Source organism: Anaerococcus rubeinfantis (assembly GCF_001487145.1).
GTDB classification, from domain to species: domain Bacteria; phylum Bacillota; class Clostridia; order Tissierellales; family Peptoniphilaceae; genus Anaerococcus; species Anaerococcus rubeinfantis.
Genome location: NZ_LN913016.1, coordinates 767,937 through 790,076 on the forward strand (window position 1 = coordinate 767,937; position 22,140 = coordinate 790,076).

At 27.3% G+C, this 22,140-nt stretch carries 18 protein-coding genes; 17 read left to right on the plus strand and 1 reads right to left on the minus strand.

Annotation, left to right across the window (positions count from 1 at the left end; genetic code table 11):
* The first annotated feature begins 2 nt into the window (after positions 1–2).
* The 5 genes from pth to BN3265_RS04580 all read left to right on the plus strand — a co-directional run bounded on the left by pth (position 3) and on the right by BN3265_RS04580 (position 6,328).
* The gene (gene pth, locus BN3265_RS04560) at positions 3–587 is read left to right on the plus strand and encodes an aminoacyl-tRNA hydrolase (protein WP_058990377.1); all 585 of its coding nucleotides are present in this window, start codon (positions 3–5) and stop codon (positions 585–587) included.
* Positions 580–4,074, plus strand: coding sequence for a transcription-repair coupling factor (gene mfd, locus BN3265_RS04565; protein WP_058990378.1), 3,495 nt, complete (start codon positions 580–582; stop codon positions 4,072–4,074). Before pth ends, mfd begins: the two co-directional genes overlap by 8 nt.
* The gene (locus BN3265_RS04570) at positions 4,071–5,093 is read left to right on the plus strand and encodes a peptidylprolyl isomerase (RefSeq protein WP_058990379.1); all 1,023 of its coding nucleotides are present in this window, start codon (positions 4,071–4,073) and stop codon (positions 5,091–5,093) included. Before mfd ends, BN3265_RS04570 begins: the two co-directional genes overlap by 4 nt.
* Entirely contained in the window at positions 5,056–5,958 is a 903-nt protein-coding gene (locus BN3265_RS04575) for a SurA N-terminal domain-containing protein (protein WP_058990380.1), read from the plus strand. The genes BN3265_RS04570 and BN3265_RS04575 overlap by 38 nt, the downstream gene beginning before the upstream one ends.
* 88 nt (positions 5,959–6,046) lie before the next feature.
* Entirely contained in the window at positions 6,047–6,328 is a 282-nt protein-coding gene (locus BN3265_RS04580) for an HU family DNA-binding protein (protein WP_004813313.1), read from the plus strand.
* A 51-nt stretch (positions 6,329–6,379) separates the two neighbouring features.
* On the opposite strand, the gene BN3265_RS04585 is transcribed toward BN3265_RS04580, so the two are convergent.
* Positions 6,380–8,128 (minus strand): Rqc2 family fibronectin-binding protein, encoded by a 1,749-nt coding sequence (locus BN3265_RS04585; protein ID WP_058990381.1) that lies wholly within the window; start codon positions 8,126–8,128, stop codon positions 6,380–6,382.
* 98 nt (positions 8,129–8,226) lie between these two features.
* Between BN3265_RS04585 and gmk the strand changes: the two genes are divergently transcribed.
* From gmk to rny, 12 genes are all read left to right on the plus strand, one after another.
* Entirely contained in the window at positions 8,227–8,823 is a 597-nt protein-coding gene (gmk, locus tag BN3265_RS04590) for a guanylate kinase (protein WP_058990382.1), read from the plus strand.
* A gap of 2 nt (positions 8,824–8,825) precedes the next feature.
* Complete coding sequence (rpoZ, locus tag BN3265_RS04595; RefSeq protein ID WP_058990383.1) at positions 8,826–9,014, plus strand: DNA-directed RNA polymerase subunit omega; 189 nt, start codon at positions 8,826–8,828, stop codon at positions 9,012–9,014.
* Positions 9,007–10,179 (plus strand): bifunctional phosphopantothenoylcysteine decarboxylase/phosphopantothenate--cysteine ligase CoaBC, encoded by a 1,173-nt coding sequence (gene coaBC / locus BN3265_RS04600; RefSeq protein WP_058990384.1) that lies wholly within the window; start codon positions 9,007–9,009, stop codon positions 10,177–10,179. Before rpoZ ends, coaBC begins: the two co-directional genes overlap by 8 nt.
* Before the next feature lie 8 nt (positions 10,180–10,187).
* The gene (gene priA / locus BN3265_RS04605) at positions 10,188–12,566 is read left to right on the plus strand and encodes a primosomal protein N' (protein WP_058990385.1); all 2,379 of its coding nucleotides are present in this window, start codon (positions 10,188–10,190) and stop codon (positions 12,564–12,566) included.
* A 9-nt stretch (positions 12,567–12,575) separates the two neighbouring features.
* Positions 12,576–13,703, plus strand: a complete 1,128-nt coding sequence (gene ftsY / locus BN3265_RS04610) for a signal recognition particle-docking protein FtsY (RefSeq protein ID WP_058990386.1) — start codon at positions 12,576–12,578, stop codon at positions 13,701–13,703.
* A 134-nt stretch (positions 13,704–13,837) separates the two neighbouring features.
* On the plus strand, positions 13,838–14,623 hold the full coding sequence (rpsB, locus tag BN3265_RS04615; RefSeq protein WP_058990387.1) for a 30S ribosomal protein S2: 786 nt from the start codon (positions 13,838–13,840) through the stop codon (positions 14,621–14,623).
* 10 nt (positions 14,624–14,633) lie between these two features.
* On the plus strand, positions 14,634–15,305 hold the full coding sequence (tsf, locus tag BN3265_RS04620; protein WP_187367061.1) for a translation elongation factor Ts: 672 nt from the start codon (positions 14,634–14,636) through the stop codon (positions 15,303–15,305).
* A 149-nt stretch (positions 15,306–15,454) separates the two neighbouring features.
* Positions 15,455–16,366 (plus strand): cysteine synthase A, encoded by a 912-nt coding sequence (gene cysK / locus BN3265_RS04625; RefSeq protein ID WP_058990389.1) that lies wholly within the window; start codon positions 15,455–15,457, stop codon positions 16,364–16,366.
* A gap of 1 nt (position 16,367) precedes the next feature.
* Positions 16,368–16,895, plus strand: a complete 528-nt coding sequence (gene epsC, locus BN3265_RS04630) for a serine O-acetyltransferase EpsC (RefSeq protein ID WP_058990390.1) — start codon at positions 16,368–16,370, stop codon at positions 16,893–16,895.
* 66 nt (positions 16,896–16,961) lie between these two features.
* Positions 16,962–18,695, plus strand: coding sequence for an ABC transporter ATP-binding protein (locus BN3265_RS04635; protein WP_058990391.1), 1,734 nt, complete (start codon positions 16,962–16,964; stop codon positions 18,693–18,695).
* Positions 18,688–20,430: an ABC transporter ATP-binding protein gene (locus tag BN3265_RS04640; RefSeq protein WP_058990392.1), complete on the plus strand. Its 1,743-nt coding sequence runs from the start codon at positions 18,688–18,690 to the stop codon at positions 20,428–20,430. The genes BN3265_RS04635 and BN3265_RS04640 overlap by 8 nt, the downstream gene beginning before the upstream one ends.
* A gap of 84 nt (positions 20,431–20,514) precedes the next feature.
* On the plus strand, positions 20,515–22,053 hold the full coding sequence (gene rny / locus BN3265_RS04645) for a ribonuclease Y (RefSeq protein WP_058990393.1): 1,539 nt from the start codon (positions 20,515–20,517) through the stop codon (positions 22,051–22,053).
* The last annotated feature ends 87 nt before the right edge of the window (positions 22,054–22,140 follow it).

Consider the following 22,140-nt stretch of genomic DNA (forward strand, 5'->3'; position numbering starts at 1 on the left):
ATATGTATTATATTGTAGGCTTGGGTAATCCTGGGATACAGTATGAGAATACAAGACATAATGCTGGCTTTATAAGTATAGATTATTTAGCTAGAAAATATAGTATAGATGTGAGAAAAATTAAATTTAAATCTTTGATTGGCCAGGGAGTAATTTCTGGCCATAAAGTTATGCTTGTAAAACCTCAAACTTATATGAATAATTCAGGAGAAGCTATAAGAGAAATATACAAATATTTTGATTTTGAACACGATAAGCTCATAGTTATCTATGATGATATAGATATTGATTTTGGAAGTATTAGAATTAGAAAAAAAGGCTCAGCTGGGACTCACAATGGAATGAAGTCAATAATTTATAATTTAGAATTTGATGATTTTCCAAGAATAAAAGTTGCAGTTGGAAAAAAACCATCTTATATGGATCTAGCTAATTTTGTTTTGAGTGGATTTTCAAAAAACGAAGCAAAAATCCTAGAAGAAGAAATAATGCTTGTAGGAGAATCAATTGAGATGATTTTAGAAGAAGGAATAGATAAAACTATGAGTATGTATAATTCTAAAAGGTTAGTTGAAGATAATGAATAGTCTTATTAATGAAATTTATAATATTGGTCAAGTAAAAGAAATTATAGAAAATTATAAAAATTTATCTCCTATTTTTTTACATGGATTGACTGATGAAAGTAAATCTCATATATATGAGACGATTTTTCATTATACTAAAAAAAGTTTGGTTATAATTTGTGAAAATGAAAAAAAAGCCAAGCTTATGTGTGATGATATTAATTCTTTTGTAGAAGATACATGCATGTATTTTCCATCAACTGAAATAAATTATTATAATATTAAAAATCTTGAAAAAAACAATGAAATAAAAAGATTAGAAGTTTTAATTAGACTTATTAATGGTGAGAAATTTATTATAACTACAAGTTTAGATGGACTTAGAAATAAATTAACACCAAAAAAAATATTTGAAAATAAATCTTTTAAAATTGATATAGAAAGTGAAATTGATTTAAGGAAAATAAAAGAGTCATTTATTGAATTAAATTATGATTTTTCAAAATTGGTTGAGTCTAAGGGAGAATTTTCAATTAGAGGATCAATCATAGATTTCTGGCCAATTGAATATGATAATCCAATTAGGATAGAGCTATTTGATACAGAAATTGATTCTATTAGATTTTTTGATAAAGATACACAAAGATCATTAGAAAATATAGATGAAATCATAGTAAGACCTACAAAAGAATTAATTTATGATAAGAATGATTATGATAATGTAATTAAAGAAATTGAAAATGATTTATCTGCAATATCTGATGATGGGAAACTTGTAAAATTAAAAGATAAATATAGGCAAATTATTTCTTATCTTAAAGATAGCTTATATATAGCAAATGAGGATTTGATTACTCCTTATAGAAAAAACAATTTTGATAGTTTTTTTAATTATATTGATAAGGATTCATTATTTATTTTTCAAGATTTAAATAGGTCAATAGATAATTTCAAAGATTATAAGGAAAAATTAGATCTAGATTTAACTAGTCAGATGGAAAATGAAGAAGTTTTTTCATCTTTTAAAAATATTAAATTAGATATCAAAGAAATTTTTACAAATATAAAATTTTATCCAATAATAAATTCTTCATCTCTTTTAAAAAATAATAATCTGATTAAGGCAAGAAAAATCATAGAATTAAAATCTATTGAACAAGAAAATTTCAATAAAAATATAGAAAATTTTGTTTTAAATATAAAATCAATCATAAAAAACAATGAAAAAGTTCTTATTTTTGCATCTGATGAAAAATCACTTACAAATATTAAGGATATATTTAATGAAAATAACATCAATAGCTATGCACTAGGTCTTGATAGTGATTTAAATAAGAACAATATTATTTTAGCCGAAAATTCAATATCAAGAGGCTATATTTTTATAGATTTTAAAATAAATTTATATTCCCACAGGGATATTTTTGGAAAAGAAAAACATAGAAATAGAAAAAAGACTAAAAAGCCTGTTAGTGCTAAGGATATAATAAATTATTCCGATATTGAAATTGGTGATTATGTTGTTCATGAAAATAACGGAATAGGAATTTATAAGGGAATTTCCCAAATAGAGGTAAATAATACAAAAAAAGATTATTTTGTAATTGAGTATAAGGGAAATGACAAGGTATTTGTTCCGGTTGATCAAATGGATTTGGTAAGTAAATACATTGGTAACAAGGGGGATAAGCCTAAAATTTCATCGCTTGGAAGCAATCAATGGAAAAAAGCTAAGCAAAGAGCAAAAAAGGCAGTTGATGAGATAGCAGATGATTTGGTAGAACTTTATGCTAAAAGATCAAAAGCCAAAGGTCATGCTTTTAGTAAAGATACAACTTGGCAAAAAGAATTTGAAGATTCATTTGTTTATGAAGAAACTGACAGTCAAAATAGGTCAATTGATGAAATAAAAAATGATATGGAAGATATAAAACCTATGGATAGGCTTTTGTGCGGAGATGTTGGTTATGGAAAAACTGAAGTTGCCCTAAGAGCAGCTTTTAAAGCTATAATGGATGGATATCAAGTTTGTTTTCTAGTCCCAACAACAATTCTTGCAAGCCAACATTTTTCAACAATGAAAGAAAGATTCAAAGATTTTCCGGTCGAGTGTGCTCTTTTATCTAGGTTTGTCAGCAAAAAAGACCAAGATAAAAATATAAAGAACCTAAAAAGTGGAAAAGTAGATATTATTGTAGGAACTCATAGACTTTTATCAAAAGATATTAAATTTAAAAAATTAGGTTTGTTAATTATCGATGAAGAACAAAGATTTGGTGTTAGACATAAGGATAAACTAAAAAAACTAAAAGAAAATATAGATGTCCTCACCTTATCTGCAACTCCAATTCCTAGAACTTTACAAATGTCTCTTACAGGAATTAGAGATATGTCAACTTTAGATGAACCTCCTGAAAGAAGGCTTCCTGTAAATACCTATGTATTAGAATATGATGAATCAATTATAAAAAGAGCAATTGAAAAAGAGCTTGATAGAGATGGACAAGTTTATTTTGTATATAACAGAGTTTACAATATTGAAAAAATATATAATCATTTAAAAGAATTAATACCTGATGCTAATATAGAAATCGCACATGGTCAAATGTCTGCAAAAAGTTTAGAAAAAATTATGGAAGATTTTGTAAGTGGTCAAACTGATATTTTACTAGCAACGACTATTATTGAAACGGGAATGGATATACAAAATGTAAACACAATTATAGTTTATGATTCTGACATGATGGGACTGAGCCAACTTTACCAGTTAAAGGGTAGGATTGGTCGTTCATCTAGGTCTTCTTATGCTTATTTTACTTATGCAAAAGGAAAAATATTAACTGAAATAGGTGAAAAAAGATTAAAATCTATAAAAGATTTTTCTGATTTTGGTAGTGGTTATAAGATAGCCATGAGAGATTTAGAGCTTAGGGGAGCAGGAAATATTTTAGGCGAAAGTCAAAGTGGTCAAGTCGAAGCTATTGGATATGATTTGTACGTTAAGTTCTTGCAACAAGCTGTAAATAAGGCAAGTGGAAAAGAAATCTATAGGAAAGATTATAATGATGTATATATAGATTTAAAAGTCGATGCTTACATTCCGGATTCATATATTGAAGATTCTAGTCAAAAAATTGAAATTTATACTAGAATTTCACGAATTGAAAATTTAGAAGATTATAGTTTATTAGTTGAAGATTTAATTGATAGGTATGGAGATATACCTTTGATGGTTGATAATCTTATGTATGTATCTTTGATAAAATCACTTGCTGATCAATTAGGTTTTGATGAAATTAGGGAAGTTAAAAATGAAATAAAAATTTCTTATGAAGATAGAAATAAATTTACTTTTGAAGAATTGTCCAAAATAAATGAAGATTATCACAATGAGATTTCATTTGACTTATCTCAAAATCCATCTTTTAAATTACCAAATAAAAATACAAAATTGTTAGACTGTTACGAATTATTAAAAGTTATAAAAAATGTTAAGGAGAAAAAATGAATAAAAAATTAATAGCCTTGGTTTTAGCAACTAGTTTTGCTTTAAGTGCTTGTGGAAATAATGCAGATAAGGACAAGAAAGATACTGGTTCTAATCAAACCGAAACTTCAGAAAGTGCAAAAGGTGAAAAATTACCTGATGATGCAGTCGCTTTAGTTAGTGGAGAAAAAATAACAAAAGATGCTTATAAAGATGAAATGAGTTTTTACTCTGCTATGCTTGCAAGCCAACAACAACTAAAACCTTCTATTGTACAAATGTTGGTTCAAGATAAACTTATCGCAGATGATATGAAAAAAAATAAGGTAAAAGTTGATGATAAGGAACTCAACGATAAATTTTTACAATACATTCAACAATTTGGTGGCCAAGAAAAATTTGATAAAATGCTTGAAGATTACAATATGAGCAGTGATAAATTTAAAGAAACAATAAAAAAAGATGAAATTTATCAAAAACACAGAGCTTGGTTTGAAGAAAAAAATCCTGTTGATGAGAAAGAATTAAAAAAATATTATGAAGAAAATAAAGACTCTTTAGCTCAAGTTAAAGCTAGTCATATCTTATTAGCTGATGAAAATACTGCAAAAGAAGTAAAAGAAAAACTTGATAATGGTGAGGATTTTGCAAAACTTGCTAAAGAATATTCAAAAGATACAGCAAATTCAAGCAAAGGTGGAGATCTAGGATATTTTACAAAAGATAAAATGGTTAAAGAATTTGCAGATAAAGCTTTTGCTATGAAAAAAGGTGAAATTTCTGGTCCTGTTAAGACGTCTTATGGATTTCATATTATAAAAGTTGAAGATAAAAAAGATTCTCCTGAAGCATTAAAAGAAGAAATTTCTAAAAAATTAAATGATAAAAAATATGCTGATTATTTGACTAAATTATTTAACAAGGCAAAAGTTGTTACAGAAGATGGTCCTCAAAAGAAAGAAACAGAAAAGGACAAGAACTCAACTGAAAATTCTAAAAAAGATGAAGAACAAAAAGAAAATAGTAATTCTAATAATTAGTGTTTTTTGTATTTTTTTAACTTCCTGTTCAAAAAAATTTGATAAGGATAAGTATGTAGCTGTTGTGGATAATGAAGGTATATCTAAAGAGTTATTTGAAAAAGAATTAAGCTACTATCAAAAATATTATATAAAAAAGTATGGTGACAATTTTTTAGAAGAAAAATCTAAAAAAGGGAATTCCAATTATAAAAAATTAGAATCTAATCTTCTAGATTCTCTTGTTATTGACCAGGTAATGGTAAATGATTTGAAGAAAAACAAGGTTAAAGTTACCAAAAATGATTCAAAAGAAACAATCGACAAACTTATAGAACAAATTTCTTCAAAGGATTCTTTACTAGAAAATGTAAAAACATTTGGTGTTAGTGAAGATGAATTTGATGAAATTACCTACCAAGATTCTATAAGAAAAAAGCATTATGATTATTTTTTAAACAATAATAATATTAAAGATTCTGAAATACTTAAATATTTTGAGGAGAATAAAAATCTCCAAAAAAAATACAAGTATGATTGTTTGATTTTTGATGATAAAAATGAAGCTATAAAAGTAAGGGAATCTATTAAAAATTCTGAGGATTTCAAGAAGAAAATGAAATTAAGAATTAAAAATTATGATGTGTATAGGTCAGATTTTGTATATGAAGATGATCCCTTGCTTAAAAAATCATCATTATCAAAAGTAAATGTTATTGGAAATGTATTTAAATTTAAAGATTCTTATATTATTTTAATGATTAATTCGGAAAGCAAAAATAAAAAGAATTTACTTCTTGATGCAAAAGAGATTTATTTAGAAAATGAATATAATAAATATTTGGAAAAACTTATAAAAAATTCAAATATCAAGCTTTTTATTTGATAAATGCTTGAAATAAATAAAATATTTATGTATAATCTAATTTAGAGTTAAGCAGAATAAGATTAAGATTGATTTATAAGGAGGATATATGAATAAATCAGAATTATTAGTTAATATCTCAGAAAAAAGTGGACTTAAAAAAGTTGAAGCTGAAAGAGCTTTAAATGCTTTTATTGAAACAGTAACAGAATCACTTCAAAAAGAAGAAAAAGTTCAACTTGTAGGATTCGGTACATTTGAAACTAGAGACAGAAAAGCAAGAGAAGGAAGAAATCCTAGAAAACCTGACGAAGTTATTAAAATTCCAGCTTCAAAAGCACCAGTTTTCAAAGCAGGTAAAACTTTAAAAGAAGCAGTAAATAATAAATAATAATTTGATTATATATAAAACCCAGAATCTTATTTCTGGGTTTTTCTGTATTTATTTTATTTTTTTATAGAGCTTACTTGGATTGTTAGTCATATCAACTGTAATTGTATTGAAGTTTTCATAATAGACCATACCAAGTTTAGCGCCTTTTTCTTTTCTTACATTCTTTTTTTCAGTATAATCTACATCAACCTTATTTGATTTAGCTTGTGATGAATTTTCTGCTGCAAGATAAGAAGCTATTTTTATATCATTTTCTGTCAGCGAATTAGTTTTCAAAATAACATGACTTCCTGGTGCATTTCTCACATGGAAGAAATAGTCATTTTTACCTGCAAGTTTTAAGGTTATATAATCATTTTGTCTTGAATTTTTTCCAACAAAGATTGTGCTATCATCAAGAGTTTTAAATTGTATTGGTTTTGATTTAGATTTATTTTTTTTCTTGTTTCTACTAGTATTTTTTATTATCTTATTTTCTATTAATTCTTCTTTTATTTCATCCAAATCGTTTATACTTTCACTTCTTTCAACAAAATCTCTTAATTGTTCTAAATAGCTTAGGAAATCTTCTTCTTTTGGAAGGTCGATTTTTGCAAAATCTATAGAATTTTTAATTTTTTTATATCTTTTATAATAAGAATCAACATTTTCCCAAGGATTTTTTCTATCATCAAGATTAATTTTTATTTTTTTATTTTCATCATAAAAATTATTAAGGATAATTTCTTTATCTCCTTTTTTTAGTTTATTAACATTTGCAGCTAATAGGTCACCTTTCATCCTATAAGATTCCATATTAGATTCTTTTGCCAAATTTTTATTTAAAATACTTATTTTTTTATTTACAGTTTTAATTTGATTGTTAATTTTTCTTATTAAATTATTTTTAATTTGTCTTAATCTGTCATTAGACTTGTTACTTTCATAGAAAGTTTCAATAGCACAACTCATTTTTTCGTAGTCTACTTTTTCAAATCCTAGAGATTTTAATTCTGTAAAGTAGAATTCTTTGTACTTTCTACTGTCCTTATATAAAACAGGATTATATGAATCTTCTATAAGATTATTTCTTAGCTTATAAAGATTTTGGTTTAACAAATGTTTCTCATCTTCACTTACAAGACCCCAATTAATTCTAGGATCAATATTGGATCTGTAGATTAACTCTTTAGCAATAGTAGGAGAAAATCCTAGGTAAGTTTGGTATAAAAACTTTTGTGGATTTTGATTATCTGGTATATTTTTGTCTAATTTTAATATATCATCAGAAAAATCAGAATCTAAAATATTTATTTTCTCACTTTCAATAAAATTATAAGAAAGTCCTGGTAGTATTTGTCTAACAGAAGACATTTTTAAATTTACTCTTTTTATAGAATCAATTATCTTGTAATTTTCATCGGTTAAAATTATGTTAGAATATTTTCCCATAATTTCAACAATTAATTTATTTGAAATATCAAATCCCATCTCATCAACTGATGAAATGTGAAAGATTATAACCCTATCTAGTTTATATTGGTCAATATCAACAATCTTACTTTGATTTAAATGCTTTCTTAAGACCATACAAAAATTTGGGGGGCTTATTGGATTTTCATATTTTTTATCAGTTATATGAACCCTCGCCTCGTTATTATTTGCACTTAATAATAATTTGTAACTTTTTCCTACAGAATATATATTAAAAATTATATCATTTTTTGAAGGTTGGCTTATTTTTTGAATTTTACCACCCAGCAATAATTTTTTTATTTCATAAGTTATGGATTTTGTAACTAAACCATCAAAACTCATTAAATCACCTCTTTATTTTTTATATCTATAATTATATCAGATAATAAACTTGAACTAAATTTTTCCATAAAGTAAAATAGTACTAATAAGGAGGCACGATGAAAAAAGGATTTTTATTAGTAATATCTGGACCTTCAGGTGTTGGAAAAGGAACAGTGTTGCATGATCTTATGAATACACAGAAAAACTTAGTTTATTCAGTTTCTGTTACAACTAGGAAAAGTAGACCTGGTGAGATAGAAGGGGTAAGCTATTTTTTTAAGAGTCATGAAGAATTTGAAAAAATGATTGAAGAAGATAAATTTTTAGAGTACGCAAAAGTTCATGATAATTATTATGGTACACCAAAAGATTTTGTTGAAGAAAAAATCAATGAAGGTAAGATAGTTATTTTAGAAATAGATGTTCAAGGAGCATTAAATGTTAAGAAAAATATTGATAATGGGGTTTATATTTTTCTAGCGCCTCCTAGCCTTAGCGAACTAAAAAATAGGATAGTTAACAGAGGAACTGAAACAGAAAGTGACATCAATTTAAGGATGAATAATGCGAGAAAAGAATTATCTTATATAAAAAATTATGATTATTTAGTTGTAAATGATCATTTGAATTCTGCTATAAATTTAGTTAATGAAATAATAAATGCAGAAAAACATAGGGTTTTTAGAGAAGATATAGATTTTGAAAAGGAGTAAATATGAATAATCCATCTTTTAAAGAATTATCAGAAATAAGTTCAAGCAGATATGAAATTTGCATGATGGCAGCAAAAAGGGCAAGAAGAATTGTAAATGGTTCAGATTTATTGACCAAAGATAATGAAGATAAACCTGTTACTCAAGCTTTACATGAAATAATGGAAGGAAAAGTTAAGAAAAATGATTAAGGGTAAAAATATTCTCCTTGGTGTAAGTGGGGGAATAGCGGCCTATAAAACTTTAGAACTATGCTCTAGATTAAAAAAAGAAGGAGCAAATTTAAAAATAATAATGACAAAGGCAGCTTGTGAATTTGTAAGTCCTTTGTCATTTGAAACAATGGGCAAATGTATTGTTTATTCTGACATGTTTGAAGGTCATCATGACAAAGTTTATCATATTGAACTTCCAAAATGGGCGGATGTTTTTTTACTTGCGCCTTTAAGTGCGAATACACTTGCAAAAATGACCTATGGAATAGCAGATAACATGCTTACAGCATCTATTTTAGCTTGTGACAAAGATATTATAGTTGCACCAACTATGAATACAAATATGCTAAACAATGAGTCGACCCAAAATAATTTAAAAATAATAAAAGAAAGAGGAGTACATATAATTAATCCTAATTCTGGTCTTCTAGCATGTGATACTAGGGGAGACGGAAGAATGGAAGAGCCTGAAAATATAGTTAGATATCTTGATTATTATTTTACAAAAAAAGATTTAAAGGGAAAGAAAATTATTGTTTCTGCAGGCCCAACAGTGGAACCAATAGATTATGTAAGATTTATCACAAATAAATCAAGTGGGAAAATGGGATATAATATTGCCATCGAAGCTTTCAAAAGGGGAGCTGATGTAAAATTAGTTTCAGGACCTGTAAATCCTATGGATACATCTGGTATTGATAAAGTTAATATTAGAACAAATAAGGATTTAAAAGATGCAATCGAAATGGATTTTGATAATTGCGATGCTTTGATAATGTCAGCAGCTCCAACAGACTATAAGGTTAGAGAAGTAAGCGATAAAAAAATCAAAAAAAATGGCGACAATTTAAATTTGGAATTGATTGAAAATATAGATATTTTAAAATATTTTGGAAATAAAAAAGATAAGCAAATTTTAATTGGTTTTGCTGCAGAAACAGATGATCTTATTAAAAATGCGAAAATCAAATTAGAATCTAAAAAAGCTGATTATATTATAGCTAATGATCTTAAAAAGAAAGGAGCAGGATTTGATGTTGATACAAATATTGCATCAATTCTCTCAAAAGATAAGGTTGAAAAACTTGATATAATGACAAAGAAAGAACTGGCAAATAGAATTTTAGATCTTTTAGTCTAGGTGATAAATTGTATTGTTATGTAATACTTGATAGTAAAAGTAGATTTTTGGATAGGTCTTTTACTTATCATATACCTGATAAATTTAAAAATAAAATAAAAAAAGGGATGAGGGTTATTGTCCCATTTGGCAAAGGCAATAAGAATACTATTGCCTTTGTTTACGATATAGTAGAAAATATTGATGATGATTTTGAAACTAAAGATGTAGTAGAAATCATAGATTCAAAAGCCTTAGTTGATAATGAGCTAATAAATCTAGCTTTTTTTATGAATAAAAGATATCTTTCACCACTAAGATCTTGTATTAGACAAGTACTACCTGCTGGAAATATAAAAGAAATAAAAGAATATTTTTATAAAACAAAAAAATTAGATAAAAAAGATAAATTTTACAATGTTTTTGAAAGCAAAAGATCCTTGGATGAGCTTTTAAATAAGTATGACTTAAATAAGGATATTTTAGATGAATACAAGGATAAGGGGCTAATAAATTCATATTTTGATATAAGTTCAAACCAAAAAATAAATTATGATATTTTTGTGAGTTTAAAAGAAAATTTTGATGATAGTAAAATATCAAAAAACGCTATAAAACAAAAAGATATTATAAATTATTTAAGAAAAAATACAGAAGTTGAATATAAAGAACTTTTAAGTAAAACCAAATCTAGTAAAAACTCTTTTGATTCTTTAGTTAAAAAAAATATCCTAAATATTAGAAAAATTGAAGTCAACAAGGCTTTGGTAAAGAATATTGAAAAATATCATAAATTCACCTTAAATGACGAACAAAATTCAGCTTTTAAAAAAATAATAAAAAATCCGGATTCTTCATTTTTATTAAAAGGAGTTACTGGAAGTGGAAAAACTGAGGTTTTTCTACAAGTTGTTGAAGAAAATTTGAAAAAAGGAAAAGATTCAATAATACTTGTTCCAGAAATTTCTTTAACTCCTCAGACTATAGAAAGATTTCAAGGAAGATTTAAGCAAAAAATTGCCATAATGCATTCAAGGCTTAGTCAAAAAGAAAGATTTCAACAATGGAGAATGATAAAAAATGGAGAAGTTAAAATCGTTGTTGGGGCAAGAAGTGCAATATTTGCACCATTTAAAAATCTTGGTCTCATAATAATTGATGAAGAACATGATAAAAGTTATATATCTTCCCAAGATCCAAAATTTCACACAGATGAATTAGCTTTGTTTAGGAGAGATTATAACAAGGCAACTTTGATTTTTGCATCAGCAACCCCATCGATAAAAACTATGACAAAAACTTTGGATGGAGAATATAATTTACTTGAACTAAAAGAAAGGGTAAATGGCAAGCTTCCAAAAGTTCATATAGTAGATATGAGAGAAGAATTGAAAAATTCAAACTATTCTATGATAAGCTCGATTTTATATGAAAAAATAAATGAAAAATTAAAAAGAGATGAACAAGTTATTTTATTTTTAAATAAAATTGGTCACAATTCATTTACTTTTTGCAGGCACTGCGGCTATGTTATTAAATGTGAAGCTTGCGATGTTTCGATGACTTATCATAAAAATGTATCAAAGCTAGTTTGCCATTATTGTGGAAGGACTAAAAATCAACCTCAAATTTGTCCTGCATGTGGATCAAAAAAAATCAAAGAATTTGGAGCAGGAACTGAAAAATTGGAAGAGGAGATAAAAGAATTATTTCCAAAAGCTAAAGTTATTAGAATGGATTCTATGACTGCAAAAGATAAGTCGACTTATAACTTGATGTATAAAAATATGAAGGATAATAAAGTAGATATACTCATAGGAACTCAAATGATTGCGAAAGGGCTTGATTTTGATAATGTTACTTTAGTTGGAATAATCAGTGCAGACTTATCATTAAATATTGATGACTATACTGCTTATGAAACAAGTTTTGAGCTTTTAACTCAAGTTTCAGGAAGAGCTGGTAGGGCAGATAAAAAAGGAGAAGTTATAATACAAACTTATAGACCTGATAATTTTGTAATAAATGCTGCAAGTAAAAATGATTACCAAGGATTTTATAATTATGAAATTGAATCAAGAAAAGCATTTGAATATCCGCCTTTTGTAAATTTGATAACTATAAAAGTATTAGATGAGTCAAGAATAAAATGTATGGATATTTCAAAAAAAATAAAATATTATCTCGATTTAGAATACGAAAAAGATAGAGAAGTAAAAATAATTGGACCAAATCCATGTAAAATATCTCGCATTAATAACAAATACAGATACAATATAATTATAAAATTAAAAGATGAAAAATTAGAAGAAATTTCTGATTTTCTTGTAAGACTTAAAAATTATTTTATAAATAAAAGTAAAGATACAAGTATACTAGTAGCATTAAATCCAAGCGATATAAATTAAGGAGATAAAATGTTTGAATTTTTTAAGAAAAAAAATAAAGATGAAGAAGTTGATAATGAAAAATTAGAAAAAGAGCCTTTTCAAAATGAAGAAACTTCTGATCAACTAAAAGAAAACATAGATGAAGAATATAATAAAGATGATGTAGAAGAAAATTTAATAGAAAATGAACAATTAGCTAATAATAATTTTGAAGAAAAAAAAGATCAAGATGAGGACTTAGGTTTTTTTGCTAAATTATCTAAGGGTTTATCAAAAACTAGAGAACAATTTTCATCAAATCTTAAAAACTTATTTACTGCCAATGTAAAAATTGACGATGATTTATATGATGAATTAGAAGAAATTTTAATATCTGCTGATATAGGAATGCAATCTACAATCGAAATTGTAGATCAATTAAAAGATGAAATAAAAGAAAGATCAATCAAAAATTCAGAAGAAATTTTTCCTTTATTAAAAGAAATAATGGAAAATAAATTAGATGAAAAAAATTTAGAAAATAAATTAAATGTATCAAAAGAAAAGCTAAGTGTTATTTTGGTTATTGGAGTAAATGGTGTAGGAAAAACTACAACTATCGGAAAACTTGCTTATAACCTAAAAAAAGAAGGTCACAAGGTTACCTTAGCAGCTGCTGATACTTTTAGAGCAGCAGCAATAGAGCAACTTGACTTATGGGCAAAACAATCAAATACACAAATGATTGCTCATAAAGAAGGGTCAGATCCATCTGCCGTAATTTTTGATGCTATACAAGCAGCAAAAGCCAATGGTTCAGACGTATTAATTTGTGATACAGCTGGAAGACTTCATAACAAAAAAAATCTTATGAATGAGCTTGAAAAAATAAATAGAACAATTTCAACTCACGCTAATAATGCAAATAGAGAAAATTTATTGGTGTTAGATGCAACGACAGGACAAAATGCTATAAGCCAACTTAGAGAATTTAAAAATGTTTGTGATATAAGCGGATTAATCTTAACAAAACTTGATGGAACTGCAAAAGGTGGCGTGATTTTCCCTCTTCAAGTTGAACTTGAAGTACCAGTTAAGTATATTGGAGTAGGAGAAGGAATAAATAATTTAGAAAAATTTGATTCAAAATCATTTGTGGAAGCAATGTTTGAATAAACTTGTAATATATTAAAATTTATGGTATATTACATAAGTACTATGCACATCTTTGGATAGGTTTGCGTTGCTAATTTAAATTGGTTTAAAATCTAGGTGAAAAAGATGGAAGAAAATAAACGGAGGTAAGATATATGTCAATAGTATCAATGAAAAAATTATTAGAAGCTGGTGTACATTTCGGTCACCAAACAAGAAGATGGAACCCAAAAATGAAAAAATTCATCTTCACAGAAAGAAATGGAATCTATATTATAGATTTAGCAAAAACTGCAGGTCAAATTGAAAAAGCTTACGAAACAATTAGAGATATTGCTAGCGAAGGTGGAAATATTTTATTCGTAGGAACAAAAAAACAAGCTCAAGATTCCATAGAACAAGAAGCTAAAAGATGTGGTCAATATTATGTATCTAACAGATGGTTAGGTGGAATGTTGACAAACTTTAACACAATCAGAAATTCTGTAAACAAACTTAAAAAATATGAAACAATGGAAGAAGATGGAACATTTGATCTTCTACCTAAAAAAGAAGTTTTACAATTAAATAAAGAAATGGATAAATTAGAAAAAAATCTTGGTGGTATCAAAGATATGGAAGAGCTACCAGATGTATTATTTGTAGTTGATCCATCAAACGAAGAAATAGCAGTTCACGAAGCAAGAATTTTAGGAATTCCTGTTATATCAATTGTTGATACAAACTGTGATCCAGATGTTGTAGATATAGCTATACCAGGAAATGATGATGCTATAAGAGCTGTAAAACTTATAACTTCACTAATGGCAGATGCTGTTATAGAAGGAAACCAAGGTAGCGAATTCGCTGTAAGTGAGGAAGACTTCGAAGAAGCAGAGACTGATGAAGAAGAATCTGAACAATCATCTGAAGAAAATGAAGAAGAATCAATAGAGGAATAATTAGGAGGATATTATGGCAGTAAGTGCAAAATTAGTAAAAGAATTAAGAGAAAAAACTGGCGCTGGAATGATGGATTGTAAAAAAGCTTTAACTGAAACCGATGGTAATATAGATAATGCTATAAAACTATTAAAGGAAAAAGGACAAGCTACTCTAGATAAAAAAGCTGATAGAATAGCTGCAGAAGGAGTAATTGGTTCATACATTCATAATGATAAAATAGGTGTTATTGTTGAAATTAATACAGAAACAGATTTCTCAGCAAACACTGATACTGTTAAAGAATTTGCTAGAAATATCGCTATGCATATAGCTGCTTTAAATCCACTTTATATTTCAGAGGAAGATGCTGATGAAAAAGATGTGGCAGAACAAAAAGAAATATTAATCAAACAAGCTATGAATGAAGCTAATGAAAATATGCCTGAAGACAAAAAAGAAATGATAGCTCACAAAAAAGTTGAAGGTAGACTTAAAAAATATTTCAAAGAAGTATGCTTGTTAGACCAACAATATATTAAAAATCCAGATTTAACAATTGAACAATATTTAAGAGATACTGCTAATAATGTAGGAGAAAATATTAAAATTAGAAGATTTGCTAGATTTGAAGTTGGTGAAGGTTTAGAGAAAAAAGAAGAAGATTTCGCTAAAGAAGTTCAAAGCCAAATGAATGCTTAATAATAAAATTTAAAGGAAAGCCTCTTGGCTTTCTTTTTTTTACAAAGAATTCATATCTTTTTACTATGAATTAATTGAAAGAAATTTTTTTTCTAATATAATGTTTAGGATAACTGATAAAATACTTTTAATTTTTAAAAGGAGTTAAAATGACAATAAATAAAAACGCACAAGAATTAATAGGAAATACACCTCTTTTAAAATTAAATTCTCTTAAAAAAGAGGGAAGAGCTGATATATATGTTAAGGTTGAGAAAAATAACCTTGCTGGATCAATTAAAGATAGAATAGCTTTATATATGATTGAGGAAGCTGAAAAATCTGGAAAATTGAAAAAAGGTGACACAATAGTTGAACCTACAAGTGGAAATACTGGTGTAGCTTTGGCTGCTCTTGCTGCGGCAAAGGGATACAAGTGCATTTTGACAATGCCAAGTTCTATGAGCATAGAAAGATCAAAACTTGCTGAAGCTTACGGTGCAGAAGTTATAAGAACTACTGAAAATGCTTTACAAGGATCGGTTGATAAGGCAGTTGAATTATCAAAAAAAGATGGATATTTTATGCCAGATCAATTTTCAAATCCTGCAAATATTAAAGCTCACTACGAAACAACAGGTGTTGAAATTTTGGAAGAAATATCTCCAGATGCTTTTATAGCTGGAGTTGGTACAGGTGGAACTGTAACAGGTGTTGGTAAGAGATTAAAAGAAAATAATGAAAATGTAAAAATTTATGCAATTGAGCCTGCTGAAAGTCCTTTACTTTCTGGTGGAAAAGCTTCAGGACATAAAATCCAAGGGATTGGTGGAAATTTCATTCCTAAAAACCTAGATTTTGATATAGTAGATGGAATTGTCGATATAAAAGGCGATGATGCTATTAAAATGTCTAGAGAACTTGCAAAAAATGAAGCTTTAGCTGTTGGAATTTCATCAGGAGCTAATGTAGCTGGTGCTATTGAAATAGCTGATAAAATTGGTGAAGGAAAGGTAGTTGTTACTGTTTTACCAGATACTGGTGAAAGATATTTATCAACAGAATTGTACAATTTAGATTAATATGACTTTTGAAGAATATAAAGATGAATTAGTTAGGGCAGCCTTAAAAAAAGATCCTGCCCTAACTAAGGCTGGAGATGCAATTAGATTTTCTCCAGGTATAAGGGCCTTGTTAGCGCATTACAAGGCTCATAAATTATATCTTGAGGGCGAATTTTCTAAGGCGAATGAAATTAGCCTAGAAGCTAGAAGAGAAACTGGAATAGAAATTCATCCTGGAGCAAAAATTGGTAGGAGATGCTACATAGATCACGGAATGGGTGTAGTAATAGGAGAAACTGCTGAAATCGGTGATGATGTTTTAATGTATCATGGAGTTACTCTTGGTGGTTTAGTAAATAAAAGAGTTAAAAGACATCCAAGTGTTGGTAATAATGTGTTAATTGGCGCTGGAGCAATTTTATTAGGAAATATTACAATTGGAAATGACTGTAAAATTGGAGCGAATTCTGTAGTTTTAGAAAATGTACCTGATGATTGTACTGCAGTCGGTGCTCCAGCAAAGATAATTAAACATAGGCATAATTAAAAAAGAGCTGTTAATTCTGAATTTAAGATTATTTAAATTAACAGCTCTTTAATTTTAGAGGTAAATATGTATAAGAAATTTAAATGGTTTATAAAATACTATAAAAAATCCTATATAATTGGAATTATATTTTTATTATTAAGTGATATAGTTTCTTTATTTTTGCCATATATAATAGGTAAATTAATAGATTTAATCTACAATAATTCAATTGATCTAGAAAATTTTATTAAGATAATTTCATTTACTATTTTTGTTATTTTGTTAAAGTATTTGCTAGCCATGGGATGGTCTTACAATGTTTTCAAGGCAAGTGGGACTATTGAATATTTAACTAGAAATAAATTGATGAAGAAGTTTTTATCCCAATCTCAAGAATTTTTTGAAAATAATTCTACAGGGTCTCTTATGGGAAAATCTACTAATGATATTTCACAAATTTCAATAATGGCGGGATATGGAACTTTATCATTAATTGATGCTACAATCCTTCCTTTAAGTATTGTTTTAGTTATGATTTTTACCATAGATTTTAAATTGACTTTACTTTCTATTTTACCCCTACCTTTTATAGCTTTTATATATTTTAAAATAGGGGATAAAATTTATGATAAATCTAAGAAGGTAAACCAATCATTTGATAAATTAAATGATAGTGTTCTAGAAGATGCTGAAGGGATTAGGCTTATTAGAGTATTTAATATTGTAGGGAATAGAAGAAGAATATTTTACAATAATGCTGATAAACTAGCCGATAATAATATTATTCTTGCAAAATATCAAGCTCTTCTTGCTCCTGTTGAAAGAATAATTACTTCCCTTACATTTATTATTGCTATAGGTTTTGGATCTTATCTAATGAGCATTGGAAAAATTTCTATTGGACAAATAGTTTCATTTACTTATTATTTAAATATGTTAGTTTGGCCAATGTATGCTTTGGGAGATTTTATAAATGTAAAACAACAAGCAAGTGCTGCTATGGATAGAATTAGTGAAACTCTTGATTATAAAGAAGAAATTAAAAATTCAGAAAATAAGAAAAATGTAGAATTTCCTTTGGATATTGAATTTGATAATCACAGTTTTAAATATCCAAGTTCAAAGGAAAATATATTAAATGAGATAAGCTTAAAAATCAAAAATTCTACTTCTTTGGGAATATTAGGAAAAACTTCTTCTGGAAAAACTACACTTATAAAACAAATACTAGACTTATATAAGGTTGATAAATCGACTATATATTTTAATGAAGATATTTCATCGGATATTTCTTTTAAAAGTTTAAAAGAGAATATTGGTTATGTACCTCAACAACATATGATTTTTTCAGATACTTTGAAAAATAATATTTTATTTGCAAAAGAAGATGCAAGTGAAAAAGATCTAAATTTAGCAATTGACATAGCAGACTTTAAAAAAGATATTGATGAATTTCCTAAAGGTCTTGACACAATAACAGGAGAAAAAGGGGTTTCTTTATCTGGTGGACAAAAACAGAGACTATCAATAGCAAGGGCAGTTTTAAAAAATCCTGAAATTTTAATTTTAGATGATGCTATGAGTGCGGTAGATGCCAATACAGAAAAAAACATACTTAATAAACTTAAAGAATACAGACAAAATAAAACTACAATAATAATAGCCCATAGAATCAGTCAAGTACAAAATTGTGATAATATAATTGTATTAAAAAATGGAAAAATTGTTGAAATGGGAAATCATTATGAGCTTATGAAAAATGGAAAGTGGTATAAAAGTCAATATGAAAATCAAATTTTAGGTGATAAAAATGATTAAGACGAAAAATAAAGAAAATTATAGAAAATTAAAAATATATGCTCTTAGTGAAAAGAAATTTTTATCAATTGGTTTTATTTTTTCTTTTTTAAGAACTGTACTGGAAATAATTGGACCTATGATAATTGGATATATTATAAACAATGTATTAAAATCTGATATGGATAGGGAAAATTTTAAAAAAATTGCCTTATTGTTAGCCTTGTATTTTATAGTTTTTGTCTTATCGGGGATTTTACTAAATAGGTCCAGAGTTTATTTTCAAATTTCTGCAAATAAAATTGCGGCAAGAGTGCAAAAGGATGTATATGATAAGGTCTCAACTTTTCCTATATCATATTTTGATACTCTTCCATCAGGAAAAATTGCATCAAGAATAACAAATGATACAAACAAATTAAAAATTATGTTTCAACTTTTATTTTCTGATATTATAAATGCAATTATATTAATAGTTGGACTTTATATTACACTTTTATTTACAGATACTATAGCAGCCCTTATGCTTTTAATACTAATTCCCCTTGTATTTATTATTTTTAGAAGTTATCTAAATAAAACATATGCTTATACAAAAGATATAAAGATTTACACGGCTGATATTAATGCTAAGATAAATGAATATATTCAAAATATGGAAGTTATTCAGGTATTTAATAGGGAAAATTTTATTTTTAAAAAGTTTGAAAATGTAAATAAAAAAATTTACGATTTAAATATTAAATTATCAAAATTAAGATCATATTCTGGATACAGGGCTATGGACATAATTCAATTTTTGGCAATAATTATAGTGTTAATTTATTTCGGTCTTGGTTCAATTACAAAAATTTATCTTGTAAGTATTGGATCCTTGTATATGGCAATTGATTATACAACCAAGATTTTTAATAATATGAATACAATAATAATGAGATTTGGTGATGTAGAGGATGCTCTTAGTTCAGCAAATCATATATTTGAATTGTTGGAAATGAAATCTATGGATAAATTGGAAGATAAAGAAATAGACCTTAATAAAGACATTTATTTTAAAGATATATATTTCTCTTATGATGGAGATGAAGATGTTATAAGAAGGCTTAGCTTTAAAGTAAAAAACGGATCATCAATAGCCTTTGTTGGTCAAACAGGTTCTGGAAAATCAACACTTATAAATTTACTTTTAAATTTTTATTCTCCAAGAGAAGGAAAAATTTTAATAGGAAATACAGATATAAATAAAATCAATAGAGATAATTTGAGAAAAGATATGGCTGTAGTTTTACAAGATGCATTTTTGTTTAAAGCAAGCATCAAGGAAAATATCAGCCTAGGTCAAAATTTTTCAGACAAAGAAGTTATAGATTCTCTAAAAAAAGTTGGAGGGCAAAAGCTTATAGATAGAGGGGTTGATAGTGATATTTTAGAAAATGGATCAAATTTAAGTCAGGGTGAAAAACAATTAATTTCATTTGCTAGAGCCTATATCAGGGATCCCAAAATTTTGATTTTAGATGAAGCAACTTCAAATATTGATACAGAAACTGAAAATATAATCCAAAAAGGGATTAATGAATTAAAAAAAGATAGAACAACATTTATAGTTGCTCACAGATTATCTACTATTAAAAATGTTGACAAAATAATAGTCTTATCTCATGGGAAAATTCTAGAAAGTGGAAATCATGATTATTTGATGGGATTAAATGGAGAATACAAGAAAATGTATCTAAAACAAATGAAAGAGAAATAAATTAAGAAAAACTTTTTCGTATAAATATAGATTTATGATATAATTATTTATAGGATGTAAATCCTAATTACAGGAGGTGATAAAATGAATTTTAATCAAATTATTCTATCTGTCGCCTTCATAATATTAGCTTTTTTTATAGGCTATCTTTGTAGAAAAAAAGTAGGTGAATCAAAAATTTCTTCTGCAGAAGATTATTCTGCAAGAATTATTGAGGAAGCAAACAGGGATGCTGAATCCCTGAAAAAAGATGCATTGATAAGTGCTAAAGATGAGATTTCTAAACGCAAAATGGAAAGCGAGCAAGAAATTAACAAAAAGAGTAATGAACTTGCTACAAAAGAAGTTCATCTTTTAAAAAAAGAAGAGAGTCTAGACAAAAGATCCTTATTATTAGATAAGAAATCTGATGAAATCTCTAGTGACCAAAAAAAGTTAAAACAAAAAGAAGACAGAATTGAGAAACTTATCGAAGAGCAAGAGTTGAAGTTACAAGATATTGCAGGTCTTACAACAAATGAGGCCAAAGATATTTTACTTCAAAGCTTAAAGAATGATGTTGTTCATGAGCAAGCTAAAATTATTAAAGAGTTTGAAGAAAAAACTAAAAATGAAAGTAAAAAATTAGCTTCAGAAATTATAGCAACAACAATTCAAAGATATGCGGCTGATGAAGTAGCTGAAAGTACAGTTACTGTAGTTTCATTGCCAAATGATGAAATGAAAGGGCGCATAATTGGTAGAGAAGGTAGAAATATAAGAGCTTTTGAACAGTTATCAGGAACAGATATGATAATTGATGATACACCAGAAGCGGTAGTAATTTCTGCATTTGAACCAATAAGAAGAGAAATTGCAAAAGTAGCATTGGAAAGATTAATTCTTGATGGAAGAATAAATCCTTCAAGAATCGAAGAAATGCTAATGAAAGCAGAAGATGAAGTTGAACAAAGAATAATTGAAGATGGACAATGGGCGATCGAAGAAGTAGGCATACACAATCTTCACCCACAACTTGTAAGACTTGTAGGAAAGCTTAAATTTAGGACTTCTTATGGACAAAATGTTTTAAAACATTCAATAGAAGTTGCAAAAATTGCTGGAATGCTAGCGCAGGAATTGGGTCTTGATGATAAGGATGCCAAAAGAGGAGGCCTATTACATGATTTGGGCAAAGCCATAGATCATGAAGTAGAAGGAACTCATATTTCTATCGGGGTCGAAGCTGCAAGAAAATATGGTGAAAATAAAAATGTAATAAATTGTATAGAATCTCACCATGGAGATGTAGAGGCTAATTGTATAGCTGCAATTTTAGTACAAGCATCAGATGCCATATCAGCAGCAAGGCCAGGAGCAAGAAGAGAAAGCTTAGAAAATTATATTAAGAGACTAGAAAATCTAGAAGAAATAGCAAATTCATTTGATGGAATCGAAAAAACTTTTGCTGTACAAGCAGGAAGAGAATTAAGGGTTATGATAAAACCAGAAAAAATATCAGATGATCAAATGGTTGTGATTGCTAGAGAAATCGCACAAAAAATTGAAAATGAACTAGAATATCCTGGTCAAATAAAAGTTAATGTAATAAGAGAATCAAAAGCAATTGAATATGCTAAGTAATTTAGAGAGGCTTGAGCCTCTCTTTTTTTGCGAATAAATATTACAAAAAAGACATATCTATATATTTAAATTGACAATTATTACAAA